This is a genomic window from Streptomyces milbemycinicus, assembly GCF_002154605.1.
GTDB classification, from domain to species: domain Bacteria; phylum Actinomycetota; class Actinomycetes; order Streptomycetales; family Streptomycetaceae; genus Streptomyces; species Streptomyces milbemycinicus.
Genome location: NZ_MUNE01000215.1, coordinates 1 through 14564, shown reverse-complemented (window position 1 = coordinate 14564; position 14564 = coordinate 1). Strand labels below are relative to the sequence as shown.

Annotated in this window: 14 protein-coding genes and 1 pseudogene; 7 read left to right on the top strand and 8 right to left on the bottom strand. The window is 70.8% G+C overall.

Translation table 11 applies throughout. From position 1 onward, the window contains the following. From CCN51_RS60000 to CCN51_RS18710, 4 genes are all read right to left on the bottom strand, one after another. On the bottom strand, positions 1 to 148 hold a 148-nt coding region (locus CCN51_RS60000), incomplete at its 3' end, for a condensation domain-containing protein (RefSeq protein ID WP_143675831.1). 7 nt (positions 149 to 155) lie between these two features. Beyond that, complete coding sequence (locus CCN51_RS18720) at positions 156 to 5333, bottom strand: non-ribosomal peptide synthetase (RefSeq protein ID WP_078610336.1); 5178 nt, start codon at positions 5331 to 5333, stop codon at positions 156 to 158. An 18-nt stretch (positions 5334 to 5351) separates the two neighbouring features. Further along, complete coding sequence (locus CCN51_RS18715; protein ID WP_014173964.1) at positions 5352 to 6737, bottom strand: hypothetical protein; 1386 nt, start codon at positions 6735 to 6737, stop codon at positions 5352 to 5354. 15 nt (positions 6738 to 6752) lie between these two features. Further along, complete coding sequence (locus CCN51_RS18710; protein WP_014173963.1) at positions 6753 to 6986, bottom strand: MbtH family protein; 234 nt, start codon at positions 6984 to 6986, stop codon at positions 6753 to 6755. A gap of 246 nt (positions 6987 to 7232) precedes the next feature. On the opposite strand from CCN51_RS18710, the gene CCN51_RS57515 reads away from it, so the two are divergent. Together CCN51_RS57515 and CCN51_RS18705 are read left to right on the top strand one after the other, a co-directional pair. Then, positions 7233 to 7562: a hypothetical protein gene (locus CCN51_RS57515; RefSeq protein ID WP_014173962.1), complete on the top strand. Its 330-nt coding sequence runs from the start codon at positions 7233 to 7235 to the stop codon at positions 7560 to 7562. Next, a complete protein-coding gene (locus CCN51_RS18705) occupies positions 7505 to 8299 on the top strand; it encodes an integrase core domain-containing protein (protein ID WP_043486209.1) in 795 nt (264 codons plus the stop codon). The genes CCN51_RS57515 and CCN51_RS18705 overlap by 58 nt, the downstream gene beginning before the upstream one ends. Before the next feature lie 19 nt (positions 8300 to 8318). Here the strand turns inward: CCN51_RS18705 and CCN51_RS18700 are convergent, their stop codons facing one another. After that, on the bottom strand, positions 8319 to 9467 hold the full coding sequence (locus tag CCN51_RS18700) for a GNAT family N-acetyltransferase (protein WP_014173961.1): 1149 nt from the start codon (positions 9465 to 9467) through the stop codon (positions 8319 to 8321). Continuing rightward, positions 9464 to 10345, bottom strand: a complete 882-nt coding sequence (gene ppk2 / locus CCN51_RS18695; RefSeq protein WP_014173960.1) for a polyphosphate kinase 2 — start codon at positions 10343 to 10345, stop codon at positions 9464 to 9466. Before ppk2 ends, CCN51_RS18700 begins: the two co-directional genes overlap by 4 nt. Positions 10346 to 10475: 130 nt before the next feature. Between ppk2 and CCN51_RS56455 the strand changes: the two genes are divergently transcribed. The 4 genes and pseudogenes from CCN51_RS56455 (at position 10476) to CCN51_RS18675 (ending at position 12523) form a co-directional block, all read left to right on the top strand. Beyond that, positions 10476 to 10640 carry an archease gene (locus CCN51_RS56455; protein WP_014173959.1) on the top strand — a complete coding sequence of 55 codons (165 nt, stop codon included), beginning with the start codon at positions 10476 to 10478 and terminating at the stop codon, positions 10638 to 10640. A gap of 114 nt (positions 10641 to 10754) precedes the next feature. Beyond that, positions 10755 to 10946 (top strand): annotated as a pseudogene (locus CCN51_RS59655) (RtcB family protein); the annotation flags it as partial. 205 nt (positions 10947 to 11151) lie between these two features. Next, positions 11152 to 11343 (top strand): RtcB family protein, encoded by a 192-nt coding sequence (locus tag CCN51_RS57510; protein ID WP_014173958.1) that lies wholly within the window; start codon positions 11152 to 11154, stop codon positions 11341 to 11343. A gap of 298 nt (positions 11344 to 11641) precedes the next feature. Further along, the gene (locus CCN51_RS18675) at positions 11642 to 12523 is read left to right on the top strand and encodes a universal stress protein (protein ID WP_043489072.1); all 882 of its coding nucleotides are present in this window, start codon (positions 11642 to 11644) and stop codon (positions 12521 to 12523) included. Positions 12524 to 12624: 101 nt separating this feature from the next. On the opposite strand, the gene CCN51_RS18670 is transcribed toward CCN51_RS18675, so the two are convergent. Both CCN51_RS18670 and CCN51_RS18665 read right to left on the bottom strand, forming a co-directional pair. Then, on the bottom strand, positions 12625 to 13518 hold the full coding sequence (locus CCN51_RS18670) for a universal stress protein (protein WP_086859752.1): 894 nt from the start codon (positions 13516 to 13518) through the stop codon (positions 12625 to 12627). Between the two features lie 49 nt (positions 13519 to 13567). Continuing rightward, on the bottom strand, positions 13568 to 14242 hold the full coding sequence (locus tag CCN51_RS18665; RefSeq protein WP_014173955.1) for a CBS domain-containing protein: 675 nt from the start codon (positions 14240 to 14242) through the stop codon (positions 13568 to 13570). A 242-nt stretch (positions 14243 to 14484) separates the two neighbouring features. Between CCN51_RS18665 and CCN51_RS18660 the strand changes: the two genes are divergently transcribed. Further along, on the top strand, positions 14485 to 14564 hold an 80-nt coding region (locus tag CCN51_RS18660), incomplete at its 3' end, for a DUF1918 domain-containing protein (protein ID WP_143675832.1).

Below are 14564 nucleotides of genomic sequence, written 5' to 3'. Positions count from 1 at the left end.
CCACCACATCCCGCACCGCCAACCCCAGCGCCCCCACATCCAGCTCACCCCTCAACCGCACCCGGAACGGGACGTTGTAGGTGGCCGACGGCCCCTCGAAGCGGTGGACGAACCACATCCGGCGCTGCGCATAAGACAAGGGAATCATCTGGCGTCTACTCCTTAACCTTCATCCTGCGCAGGCTGGGCCTGCTGGTCTTGCTGAACTTGTCCAATTCGGGCGCGAGCGCGGCGACGCTGGGGAATTCCAATATCGTTCCGACGGGCACGTCCAGCCCGAGTGTGGCGCGAATGCGGCCCATCAGCTGAGTGGCGAGCAGGGAATGCCCGCCGCAAGCGAAGAAGTTGTCGTCGATTCCGACTCTCTCGAGCCCGAGGACCTCGGCGTAGACGCGGCAGAGCACCCCTTCCCGCGGCGACCGGGGAGGCCGGGGAGGCCGGTAGCCGCTTCCCGTGAATGCAGGTGCGGGCAGCGCCTTCCGGTCCAGCTTTCCGTTCGGCGTCAGCGGCAGCCGGTCGAGCACCACGAACGCCGACGGCACCATGAAGTCCGGTAGTCGCCGCGTCAGGTGGCCGCGCAGCGCGTCGAGGGACACGGCGTCCGGCCCGGCCGGCACCACATAGCCCACCAGCCGTTTGGTGTTGGCCGCGTCGTGGGTGTCCTGGGCGATCACGGCCGCCTGTGCCACCGCCGGATGCGACGCCAGCGCTGCCTCCACCTCGCCCGGCTCGATCCGGAAACCACGGATCTTGACCTGGCCGTCGCTCCGGCCGAGATATTCGATACGGCCGGAGGTGTTCCAGCGCACCAGGTCCCCGGTGCGGTACATCCGCTCGCCCGGCCGCCCGAACGGGCAGGCGACGAAGCGTTCGGCCGTGAGGCCCGCCCTGCGCACATAGCCCCGCGCGAGCCCCGAGCCCGCCAGATACAGCTCACCGGCGACGCCCTGCGGCACGGGGCGCAACGCCCCGTCGAGCACGTAGGCGCAGGTGTTGTCCAACGGGAGTCCGATCGGGATGTCGTCGCCCACCCGCTCCAGCGCCGCCAGCGGGTGGCTGGTGGCGTAGACCGTCGTCTCCGTCGGGCCGTACACATGGACGAAGGCCGTGTCCGGGCAGCTCTCCAGCGCCCGCTGAAACGCCGACGGTGAGACGCGCTCGCCGCCCGTCCACACCTCCCGGAGCCCCGCCAGAGCGCGGGCGTCCTCCCGCACCAGGAGATTGAAGAGCGCGGTGGTCAGAAAGACCGAGGTCAAGCCGCGCTCGGCCACCTGCGCCGCGAGCGCGCCAGGGTCCAGGGCCCCGGGCGGGGCCACCACGACCTGTCCGCCGCCCAGCAGTGGAATCCACACCTCCCAGACAGAGGCGTCGAACATGAGCGGCGAGTGCAGCAGCACCCGTTCCTGGGCGCCCGTGCGCCACCGCCGGTCCAGGGCCAGGTCCACGACGGCCCGGTGGGGAATGCCCACGCCCTTCGGCACACCGGTCGAGCCCGAGGTGTAGATCACGTAAGCGAGCTGGCCGGGATGGCTCGCCGGCTCCGGACCGGGCGCCGGGTCCCCCGCGCCGCCGGACGCCGGGTCCAGCTCCTCCACCCGCACCGTGGGGCAGTCCCCGTCCGGCAGCCGCGTGGCGTGCTCCGCGTCGGTGACCAGGACGACGGGCCGTGCGTCGGTCAGCAGGAAGGCGATCCGCTCGGCCGGATAGCCGGGATCCACCGGTAGATACGCGCCGCCCGTCTTCGCCACCGCGAGCAGCACAGCCACCATCCGGGCCGACCGCGGCAGCGCCACCGCCACCACCGACTCCGCCGCCACACCGCGCCGGGCCAGCACCTGCGCGAACCGCGAGGAAAGGGCGTCGAGCTCCCGGTAGGTCAGGGACCGCTCGTCGGACCACACCGCGACCGCGTCGGGCGTGGCCGCCGCCTGCCGCGCGAACAGGCCCGGGATGGTGAAGTCGGGCGTGGCGACGGCGGTGTCGTTGCGTTCGCGCAGTACGTGGTCGAGCTCGGCCGCGTCCAGCACCTCGAGCGCGCCCACCCGGTGGCCGGGGTCCGCCGCGATCTGGCGCAGGATCCGTGCGAAGCGCGCCGCTACGCCCTCCGCCGCTCCCCGGTCGAACACGTTCCGCTGGTACTGCAGCGTCAGCCGCACCCGGGCGTCCGTGTCGGCCATCGCCATCACGGTCAGGGGGTAGTGCGTGGTGGTGACCAGGCGGATGCCGGTGGCGCTGATCCCGGCCGCCTCGCTCGCCTCGGCGATCCCGGCCCGGTCCACCGGGAAGGACTCGAACGCGACGCAGGTGTCGAAGAGCGGGTTCAGATCCGTCATCCGCTGGATGTCGGTCAGCGCGACGTGATGGTGGTCCAGCAGCGCGGCCTGGCGGCGCTGCAGCTCGGTCAGCAGCCCGGCGAGGGAGTCACCCGGGGCGCACCGCACCCGTACGGGCACGGTGTTGAGGAACATGCCCACCGTCGTGTCCACATCCGGCAGGGCGGGCGGCCGGCCGGAGACCGTGGCGCCGAACACCACTTCCTGCCGTCCGGTCAACTGTCCGCACAGGACGCCCCAGGCGCCCTGGACGACGGTGTTCACCGTGACGCCCAGTTCGGCCGCCCGCCGGGAGAGCTTCGCCGTCTCCGGTGCGGACAGCTCGACGGGGACCTGCCCGACGCCGTTAGCGTCCTTGCCGGCGGCGTCCTTGCCGATGCCGTCCTTGCCGGTGGCTGACGCGCCCGGGGCGGCGCCGGGGGCGAGCGTCGTCGGCCCGTCCAGCCCGTCGAGCTCCTCCGCCCACGCCCGCGCCGAGGCGTCCCGGTCCTGCCGGGACAGCCACGCCAGGAAGTCGCGGTATCCCCCCGCGCGCGGGCGTGCCACCGCGTCGGCTTCGTCCGCCGCGTAGAGCCGCAGCAGGTCCTGTGTCATCAGCGGCAGCGACCAGCCGTCGAACACCGCGTGATGGGCCGTGAGCACCAGCTCCGACCGGTCCTCGCCGAGCTTGAGCAGGGCGAGCCGCAGCAGCGGAGGCGTGGCCGGGGCGAACGGAACACCCAGGTCGTCGGCCAGGAACCGGTCGACCGCCGCTTCCCGCTCCGCGTCGCCGAGCCCGCTCAGATCGGCTTCCCGCCAGGGCAACCGGACACCGTCGAGGACCAACTGCACCAGCGCGCCTGAGGCCTTGAACACGAACGCGGTACGCAGCGCGGCATGCCGGTCCAGCAGGGTCTGCCCGGCCGCGCGCAGCCGCGCCGGATCCACCGGTCCGCTCAGATGGAGCACGCACTGCACGCGGTAGGGGTCGAAAGCGGTCTTGTCCGACAGGGTGTGGAAGAGCAGCCCCGACTGCAGCGGTGTCAGTGGCCAGATGTCCTCGAGGCCCGGGTAGCGCCGTTCCCACTCCTCGATCTCTCCCTGTTCCACCGGCACCAGCGGCGTGTCCGAGGGCGTGAGGCCGCCCGCGCCGGGCCGCGCCGCGTGCGCGGCGAGCGCCTCCAGAGCCGTTACGTCCTCGAGCGGCCGACGCGCGCCGTCCCGCCGACTGCCGGCCGCCACGGCCTCGGCCAGCTCCGCCACGGTCCGGTGCTCGAAGATCTGCCGTGGACTCACTTCCACGCCGCGCTCGCGGGCCAGGGTCACGGCCCGGATCGCCTGAATGCTGTCGCCGCCGAGCGCGAAGAAGTCGTCGTCGGCCCCTGCCCGGTCCAGCCCGAGCAGTTCGGCGAACGTGTCCGCCAGGGCGACCTCCGCCGCCGTGCGTGGCGCCCGATAGGCGCCACGGGTGAACACCGGGTCGGGCAGCTCCGCCCGGTCCACCTTCCCACTCGCCGTCAGCGGCAGCGCCTCCAGCACCTCGATCGCCGACGGCACCATGTGGTCCGGGACGCGCCGCGCCGCATACGTACGCAAGTCCGCCGCGGCCACACCGTGTGTGAGGTCGATCTCGCCGTACGGAAGGTCCTGGGCGTGGCCGCCCTCCACGGTCCGGCGCGGAACGACGTACCCCACCAGTCGCGGTCCCGCGGGGGTTTCGCGGGCGACGACCACGGCGTGTGCCACTGCCGGATGGCTCTCCAGCACGGCCTCGATCTCACCGGGCTCGATCCGGAATCCGCGGATCTTGACTTGGTTATCCGCGCGCCCTCGGAACACCAGCTCGCCGTCGGGTGTCCGGGCGACCACGTCCCCGGTGCGGTACATCCGCTCGCCCGGCGCGCCGAACGGACAGGCCACGAAGCGGGCGGCCGTCAGCCCGGACCTGCCCAGGTATCCCCGTGCCAACCCCGGCCCGCTGACGTACAGTTCACCGTCCTCGCCGGGCGGCACCGGCCGGAGTTCGTCGTCGAGCACATGGAGCCGGGTGCCGGTGACCGGCCCGCCGATGGGGGGCGTGCGGCCGTCGCTCGTCAAGGGCCCGCTCATCGACGCGATCACGGTCGTCTCGGTCGGACCGTACGCATTCACCATCCGCCGACCCGGGGCCCACGCCGCCACCAGATCCGCCGACGACGCCGCACCCCCGACCACCAGCGTGCGCACGCTCGACAGCGAGCCCGCCGGCAAGGACGCCAGCACCGGCGGCGGCAACAGCACATGCGTCACGCCGTACCCCGCCACCGTCCCCACCAACGGCTCACCCGGCGCCAACGCCTCCCGGTCCGCGAGCACCAGCACAGCACCCGACAACAGCGCCGTCGTCAACTCCCACACCGACGCGTCGAAACTCGGCGAAGCGAACTGCAGGACCCGACTCTCCGACGTCACCGCCAACCGCTCCACCTGCGTCGCCAGCAGACCGTCCAGCCCGGCATGGGTAACCGCGACACCCTTGGGGCGGCCAGTGGAACCGGAGGTGTAGATGACGTAGGCGGTGTTGGCCACGGACAGCGGGGCCCGCCGGTCCGCATCCCTCAGGGGGGCGGGATCCGCGTGCGCGACCTCCGTGGCGGTCCGCGGGTCGTCGAGGCGCAGCACCGGCACCGCGAGCCGCGGCAGTTCCCCGGCCGTCGCCGTGTTCCCCACCATCATGCGCGCACCGGAGTCCGTCACCATGAACCCGATCCGCTCAGCGGGATAGTCAGGGTCCACCGGGAGGTACGCGCCGCCCGCCTTCACCACCGCCAGGACGGCCACGACCCATTCCGGTGACCTCGGCAGCGCCACCCCCACCACCGACTCGGGACCCACCCCTCGGTCCACCAGCACCCGCGCCAGCCGGTTCGCCCGCGCGTCCAGCTCCCCGTACGACACCGACTCCCCACCACACACCAACGCCACCGACCCCGGCCGCGCGGCCACCTGACGCCCGAACAGCTCGGGGATCACTCCGTGCACCTTGAGTCCTCCCCCGTGCTAGACGTCGCGGCGGGGCGGCCGAGTGAACGGTGTGCGCTGGGAGAAGAAGTTCTGCCGCTCCTGCACGTCGGGGAAGTTGGACTGCGTGGCCTTGCCGGTCACGGCGAGCAGCAGAGTGTCGGACGATTCCGGCCCGTCGAGGTAGTCGGCGAGCGGACCGGCGGAACTCGTCGGGTGGTTCTCCTTGGTGCAGCGCGCCAGCGGGTCGGCCGTCGTCGCGTTGTCCCGCATCTTGCGGACGGTGCGGACCGCGTCCGGGGCGCCCGTGAGCGACTTGGTCTCGTTGCCGCCGAGGTTGTTGCGCGGGAGGTGCAGGTGCATATCGCGCCAGGCGAAGATGAAGACGCGCAGGTCGACGGCGTGTCGTCGCAGGCGCGGCAGGAGCGGGTGGTCGTTGCCGGACTCCTCCAGCTCCACAAGCGTCTGGGTGAACTGCTCGTACAGGTCCGTGAAGAGGTGGAAGCGCATGCCGACCGAGTGGCTGCCGCTGGTCAGGCCGAGGTTTTCCCGGATCTGGTGGTAGTCGTGAGTGCTCAGGTTGTCGACGATCGGCGGCAGGCACGCCTCGATCGCGGCGTACAGCTCGGCCACGCCGTCCAGCAGCACGACGGCGGTGGCGATGCCGCCTTCACGCGCGCTGCGGGTCGCGATCTCGATGCGGTCGTTCATCTCCCGCACCAGGAGCTCGGGTATCTGGTGGAGCGCCCGGAACTGCGTGAAGTAGGTATCGCCGGTCAGGTGGTGCTCGTGGACCGCGTGCCGTAGGTGTTCCGAGGCGAGCAGCAGGTCCGTTGCGACGCCGGGCGCGGGGTGTGCCGCCTTGGACAGGTTCGTGCTCCACACGCGGGCGTCGTGATTCGCGATACGGGCGCAGTGCAGGATGCTGTATCCCGGGTTTTCGAGCGAGGACTCGGCGATCGTTGTCCGCACGTCCAGTCCGTCTTCCTCGACCAACTGGGTGAGCGTCTTGTCGAAACGCTGGAGCGCCGGCAGGAATTCGCCGTACCCCGGGGTCGTGTCGATGGGCCAGCGCGGTGCTTCACCGCTCCAGTCGCCGCTGATGCGGAGCGCGTCATGGCTGAGGCGGACCAGCACGCGGTGGAAGCTGCGCACCCAGTGCAGGTTTGTCACGCACTGGTCGATGTCGTGGTTGCCCAGGTGGTTGCCGGCCCGGTCGAGGAGGTCGGCGAGGTTGTAGAGCGCGATTTCGGCCGACTGGTAGAGGCCGACGAGCAGCGCCTCCTTGGTGGCCGGTTCGACCCGCATGGCCTCGCGCGCGGCCTCGATGGCGCCGAGGCTCTGCAGTGAATAGTAGTGTTCGGCGATGACGCCGCGCTCGTTGTGCGTCGGCGGCAGTTCAGTGGTGGTCTGCTCAGTGGACAAGGGCTTCTCCTCGTATCATGTGCGGCGCACCGCCACGTCGGCGGCCATGGACTCGCGCAGGCTCTTCGGCCGCAGATCGGTCCAGTTCTGCTCGACATGTCCCACGCAGTTCTGACGGCTGTCTGGGCCGAACGCGGTTTTCCAGCCCGCCGGAACTTCGGCGAAGGCAGGCCACAGAGAATGCTGTTCCTCGTCGTTCACCAGAACGAAGAATTGGCCGCCCTCGTCGTCAAATGGATTCGTGCTCACATCTACTCCTCCACCCGCCGCAAGCGCGTCTTGAATTGATCACGAAAAATCCTAGCCAGGGGCGATAACTGATCGTTAACGTCGGCGCTAACGCCACGGCGGTCAGCTCGCCTCCGGCGTCCACGAGCCGCCCCCGGCACGCGCCGCTGCCGCGCCGTGTCACCCCCGTAGCGTTCCAGAATGGCTTCACCGGACCTGACCTGGGGTAACGAACCTGACCACCAGGTTCCAGCATGATCAGTCCTCATGCTGGTACGGCTTACCTACCTGATCGCCACGCGGATCTTCGCGTGGCTGTTCCTGATGACTCGATCCTCTGCGACCAAGAATGTAGAGATACTGATCCTGCGGCACGAGCTCGCGGTTCTGCGTCGGCAGGTCACCACGCCCAAGCCCGGATGGCCGGACCGCGCACTGCTCGCTGCCCTGTCCCGACTGCTCCCCCGCGCCCTGCGCGAACACCGGATCGTCTCACCGCGCACCCTGCTGGCCTGGCACCAGCGTCTGGTGAAGCAGAAGTGGACGCAGCCGCCGTCTACCGGGCGGCCTCCGCGCCCGAGGAGATCCGCGACCTGATCATCCGGCTCGGCGCCGAGAACTCCCGATGGGGCTTCCGACGCGTGCACGGCGAACTGCGCCGCCTCGGGCACAAAGTCAGCCCCGCCACCGTCCGTCGGGTACTGCGTGCTGCCGGTCTCGGTCCCGCGCCGCGCCGCCAGCCGGCGCGCGGTGAGTGGGCTGCCTTCCTCAAGGCCCAGGCCAACGGCCTGCTCGCCACCGATCTCTTCCATGTCGACACCATCAGCCTGCAGCGGCTCTACGCACTGTTCGTCATGGAGGTGCATACCCGCACCGTCCATATCCTCGGCGTCACCGCTCACCCCACCGCCGCATGGGTCACTCAGCAGGCCCGGCAGTTCCTGTGGCAACTTGGTGAGCACGCGGCAGAATTCACTCACCTCATCCGCGACCGGGACGCGAAATTCACGGCCGCTTTCGACGCCGTGTTCGCCAGCGAGGACATCACTGCGATCAAGATCCCTCCACGCAGCCCCAACTGCAACCCACACGCAGAACGCTTCATCCGCTCAGCACGGGAAGAATGCACTGACCGTGTCCTGCTCTTCGACCGTGGTCACGCCGAGAAGATCCTCCACGACTACGCACACCACTTCAACAGCCACCGACCCCACCAAGGCCGAGACCAGCTCGCGCCCAGCGACAACCCGAACGTCATCCCCCTGCCCGCAGTCCGGATCAAACGCCGACAAGCCGTCGCCAGCCTCATCAACGAGTACCACCGAGCCAGCTGACCATAGGAAAAATCCCCGCTCACAATCGGTGAAGCCTTTTTGAAGCGCTACGGAAGCTGGAGATGCCCACGCCCAGGCGGCCAAGCCGCTCGAGCAGCGCGATGCCCACCCCTCCGGACTGCACGGCGACCCCCGCCCGTCCCGGCAGCGGCGAGTGCGTGGCGAAGGTGGCGTTCAGGCGCACCTCGTCGGCTGTGTTGGCGATGCCCAGGCAGTTGGGGCCCACCAGCCGCATTCCGTACCGGCGGCAGGTGGTGAACAGCGCCCCGGCCTGGGCCGCATCCAGGCCCGCCGTCAGGACGACCAGCGCACGCACCCCCAGGGCCCCGCACTGCTGGGCCGTCTCGGGGACGGCGGGTGCGGGCACGGCGACCACGACGAGATCCGGGACGAGGGGAAGGGTCGCCACCCTCGGGTAGGCCGGCGTTCCGTCGATGACGTCGGCGTGCGGGTTGACCGCGTACAGGGCTCCGCCGAAACCCCCCGAGCGGAGGTTCCCGAGCACCGCGCGCCCCACCGACCGGGGCCGCCGACCCGCTCCGACGACGGCCACCGAGCGCGGGCGCAGCAGTGGCCGCAGGCTGGCCACGTCGGCGATCCGGCCGCGCTCGTCCACCGCCGACAGATAGCGCTCGTCCTCCTCCAGGTGCACGGTGCAGCGCACATCGGTGCCGTCGAAGTGGCGGGAGGTGCGCAGGCCCAGATCGGCGAAGACCTTCAGGACGGCGTGGTTCTCGGCGAGCGCCTCGGCGGTGAAGGTCGTAATCCCCGCGTCCCTGGCCGCGTGGACGAGGTGTTCCAGCAGCAGCGTGCCGATGCCCTGCCCACGGCGGCCCTCGGCAACGGCCAGGGCCATGTCGGCCGACACCGGCTCACCACGGGCCGCGGGGAGGGCCGTGTACTCCGCCACGCCGACCACCCGCCCTTGCGCCACTGCGAGCAGGGCGCGGTAGCCGGGGTGCGCGGGTGCGCAGATGCGCACCGCCGCCTCGCTCGCGTAGCTCGGATTGGCCGCGGAGAACCGCAGCCGCAGGTCCTCTGGTGACATCTCGCGGTGCATGCGCAGTACGTCGTCCCGGTCCCGCGGACCGGCGCCGCGTATCTCGACGGCACTGCCGTCGGCGAGCAGCGCATGAACCGCATCGCTGCGGTGCGTCGTGTCCGTCATCCGTGAGCCCCTTCGCCGCGGGCTTCGCTGCCGGGTGCCGCGCCCGCCGCGTGGGCGCGCCCGCGATCCGGTGCCAGGAGCGAGGCGGCGTGGTCGGGCACATAGGTCTGCAGCTGTCTGGGCGGCCGCTCGTACCCGGTGGGCGCGGGACGGGGCGGCAGCCGCAGCTCCGGCAGCCGGACATCGCCGTACGGGACGGTGGACAGCAGGTGGGCGATCATGTTGATGCGGGCCGCGCGTTTGTCGTCGGCCTCGACGACGTACCAGGGGGCCCCGGGGACGTCGGTGCGGGCGAACATCTCGTCCTTGGCCTGGGAGTACGCCTCCCAGCGCGTGATGGACTCCAGGTCCATCGCCGAGATCTTCCAGCGCCGGGCGGGGTCGCTCAACCGCCTGCGGAACCGCTGCTCCTGCTCGGCGTCGCTCACCGAGAACCAGTACTTGCGCAGCAGGATCCCGTCCTCGACCAGCATCCGCTCGAACACCGGGCACTGGAGCAGGAAGCGCTGGTGCTCCTCCTCGGTGCAAAAACCCATGACGCGTTCGACGCCGGCCCGGTTGTACCAGCTGCGGTCGAAGAGCACGATCTCACCCGCGGCGGGAAGCTGGGCGGCATAGCGCTGGAAGTACCACTGGGTGCGTTCCCGCTCGGTCGGCACCGGCAGGGCGACGATCCGCGCGATACGCGGGTTCAGGCACTCGGTGACCCGCTTGATCGCGCCGCCCTTGCCGGCCGCGTCACGCCCCTCGAAGACCACCACCAGCCGACGCCCCTCGGCCCGCACCCACTCCTGCAGCCTCACCAACTCGATCTGCAGACGGCGCAGCTCGCTCTCGTACCGGGCCCGGGGCAGTCGGCCAAAGCCACGGTCGCCCATGCGGCCAGTGTCGCACCGGGCGGACCGCTCCGCCGCCTCCCCCGGCGGTCACCGCCGCGGCCCCCGCCGAGACCTGCCTGCCGACCCTGCCAAGCGAGTGACCGCGGCAGGCAGCATACGCTCGGTCGACATGGAACTGACCGCCGTCCCGGGTGGTGTGCGGGCCTGCCTGCACATGACGGACACCGGATCGCTCCGGGCGACGGGTGCCGCGCCGAAAGCGGTCACCCTCCACGGCCTGGAATTCGGTCGCGGGCCGGACGGCTGGCGGTGTTCGGTGACTCTCGACGTGTGAGCCCAGCGCGGCCGAGGCTCTGCGGCAGACTCCGGCTCCAACGAGGATGACGGACATGGACATCGCGGTCACGGAGGAGAGCCCGTTCCGTTTCCGTATCGACCAGCAAGCCGGATGAGCGTTCCCGGGGTCGTCTTCGCCGGCCGAGAACTGCTGCCGCAGGCGGTCGGGGACAGGGCGCTGGAGCAGGTGGTGAACGTGGCGATGCTGCCCGGCATCCTCCGCGCTTCCTTCGCCATGCTTGATGTGCACTGGGGTTACGGGATCAGCGGGGTTGCCGCCACGGACATCGACGCCGGAGGTGTGGTCTGGCCGGGAGGGGTGGCGCTCGACGTCTCCTGCGGTGTCCGGCTGTTGACCGCGGACCCGCGCGGAGATGGAGAAGCTCCCCACCCACGGCGCTGGGTATGCCGTCGAACGCGGCCCCCCTTCTTGGAAGTACAGGCCGTGGACCGGGTGTACGCCCCGGGCAGCGACGGCTTTCGGCCTGCGCGCCGCTCAGGTGTTGGTGATGATCCACTGCGAGGCGCTGCGTCAGGTCCGCGGCCAGCAGCTGCGGGACGAGCTGAAGTCCCGAGGCATCACCGACCGGCCGTCCTCGTGGCGCGGGCTCGCCGAAGAGGCCCCCGCCGCCTACAGGCACGTCGGCGCGGTGGTCGCCGCCACCGAAGGCGCCGGCTCGCCAGAATCGTCGCCCGGCTGATCCCCCTCGGTGTCGTCGAAGGATAAGAAGGCCCCGCGCACCCTGGGGTATACGGCGCCGAGGGCTGCCCGCTTCTCGTGGGCCCGGATTGCACGGTGCGCGACTTCACGCCGCTTCTCCGTGTCTGTTGTCGCCCTCGGTACCACTTCCATCACACCACCGCACGGCCCGGAGGGCCAGGGCCGACCGTTCCCCGCCCGAGGGCCGGTCCGCCCATCCGCGCGAGCCCGGCCGGTGCCACCGTGGACACAGGAGTACCCGAGGCGGACGAGCCGACCACAGGAAGGCGGTGGGGATGATGTCGGTCTCGCTGGTCGTGGGGGTCGACGGATCGGAGTCGAGTCTTCAGGCGGTGGACTGGGCCGTCGACGAGGCGGCACGTCATGGGCTGCCCCTGCGTCTGGTCCACGCCTCCCGTTGGGAGCAGTACGAAGGGGGGCTTCCCTTCTTCGGCACCAGCCGCCCACCCTCCGGGGAGATCCTGGCCGAACGCATCGCCGCGTCCGCCACGGAGCGCGCGACGCTGCGCAACCCGGACGTCAAGGCCTGCGGTGAAGCACTGGCCGAAGACACCGTGACGGCGCTGCTGGCGGAGAGCCGTGAGGCGTTCGCCGTGGTCACGGGCTCTCGCGGCAGAGGCGAGCTCGCGGGTTCGCTCCTGGGGTCGGTCAGCCTGGCGGTGGCGGCCCGTGCCGTGTGTCCGGTGGTCGTGGTCCGCGGCGCGGAGCCGAACCGCGACGGGGCCTTCGGACGTGTCATCCTCGCGGTCGGTGACCCCGCGGAGGGCTTGGCAGCGGCGCGGTTCGCCTTCCGCGAGGCACGGGCACGGAACGCCGAAGTACAGGCCGTACGGACTTGGCTGTGCCCGGCGGAGCGGCATGCGGGCCGAACGCTGTTCGCACACGAGGCCACCACCCTGCTCTACGAGGAGCAGGCGATGACCACCCTCAACGAGGTGCTGGACCGGATCGAGCTCGAACACGACGCGATCACATGCCACCGCGATGTGGTCGAGGGACGTGCGCACCAGGTTCTGCTGGACCTGTCGCAACGCGCCGATCTGCTGGTGGTCGGAGCCTTCCGCCGCCCTGACCACACCGGTCTCCAGCTCGGCCGGGTCAGCCACGCCGTACTGCACCACTGCGCATGTCCGGTCGCCGTCGTGCCGGAGCGGCTGTGAGACGGCGAGTGGCCAAGACCGGCCCGGGCCAGGTCAGGTGGCCCTGAGGTGATCGGCTGCGGTGTCGTCACGGACGAGTGCCCGTAACAGGTCCGCGCGCGTCACCACGCCGCCGAGTCAGGGGTGCCGTGGACGTTCCAGTCCGGCGCGACAGGAGCGCGCACGGCCGACTGCACCACGGGGCCGAGCCGGGGCGCCAGGGCGGACCGGTGCTTGCGGCGGCCGATCATCAGCAGCCCGCTGCCCCCGGCCGCCCGTACGACGGCTTGCGCCGGGCTCTCGAGCCGGACCTCGTCGACCACCTCCACACGGGGAAACTTCTTCCGCCACGGCCGCAGCACCTCATCCAGCTCCCGCTGCGCCTCCTCGGCGACGTCTCTGGCGATGCCGGGATCCACGCCCCACGGGACGTACGCGTGGACGGGCAGGCTCCTGCCGTGGACGGCGCGCAACGGGACACCGCGGGTGAAGGCGGTGACGTAGGCGAATTCCAGCAGGTTGTCCTGAGGGCCGTGCAGGCTCAGTCCGACCACCACGTCCCGCTCGCGGACCTCGGACGTCCGTCCTTCGTAGGGCTCTCCCGCGCGCACCAGGACCACGGGCCGCTCGGCGCGACCGACCACGTACAGGCTGATGTCGCCGAAGAAGAAGCTCGCCATGGGCTCCATGCCGCGCGATCCGAGCACCAGCATCCGGGACCGTGCCGCCGCGTCGAGCAAGGCTGTCTCGGCCTCCTGCGCGACCAGCTCCTCCTCGATGGGCAGATCCGGATGGTGACGGGAGAGCTCCATGCGCGCGTCGTGCACGATCCGCTTGGCCCAATAGTTCTGGTCATCCGCCGAGGGGCTGTCCGGCGTGGGCGGGGACAGCAGGACCCACGCGTGCAGCAGACGCAGCGCGAGCTCCCGCCGCTCCGCCTCGGCGGCGGCCCAGCGAGCGGCGGCAAGGCTCTCCGGCGATCCGTCGAGGCCCACGGTGACAACCTGTTCCTCCATGGCGTTGCTCCGTCTCGCGCGTAGCCTCTCGATGTCAGCCGCCCGCATCTCATGTGGCGGTGGCGGGCCCGTGGGTGTCATCGGTCCGGTAGGTGATGTGTTCGGTGACCGAAACCACCCCGTCCACACTCCGGCACAGCCGCTCGATGACCGGGACCAGACTCTGGACCTCCACCGAGCCGCGCAGGGTGACCTCGCCCTCCCGTACCTCGACCGTCACCGCCGAGGGGGCCAGGCGCAACGTCCGGCGCAGTACATCCCGCTCGATCTCCTCGCGGATCGCGTCATCGTGGCGCAGGAAGATCCGCAACAGATCGGCGCGGCTGATGATGCCCAGTAGCCGGTCGGTCTCGTCGACCACCGGAAGCCGCTTGACACCCTGGACGGCCATCAGACGGGCCGCCTCGACGACACTCCACTCCGGACGCGCACACACCGCGGGGGCCGACATCAACTCCTCCGCCCTCGTTCCCTCCGTCTTCGCGCGCTCCCACGCCTCCAGGTGCGGGATCGGCACCCGGCCGGACGGATCCGCCTGGCCGGAGGACTTGCGCAGCAGATCCGCCTCGGACACCACACCGATCGGGTGGCCGGAGCCGTCCACGACCGGCACGGCGGTGACATCGTTCTCCGCGAGGAGCTCCACGATCTCCTTGAACGGCAGCTCACGTGGCGCCCGGACCACGTTGCGTGTCATGAGCTCCCCGACCGTCCTGTGCTGCATGTCCCGACTCCCTTCGGACACTCGCTCTCCGGCCTGCCCGTGTCCGCCACGCGGCGGAGCCGCACATGGACACTGTCAGCCTCGCAGCCCGCGCCCACCGCCACATGAGCCGCACGGCCCCGCTCACCGGTCACTCGGCCCGACGCGAGGGCCATCGGGTACCCACGCGAGGACCTTCCGCCCATGCCATCGCCCGGCGACCGTGAAACGCTGGACGAAGGAAGACCGGCAGAGAGGCGGGGATGCCGATGCGTGCTCATGTCGGCGACCACCTGATTGTCGAAAGCCCCACCACGGGTGTGACCAGGCGCGACGGCGAGAT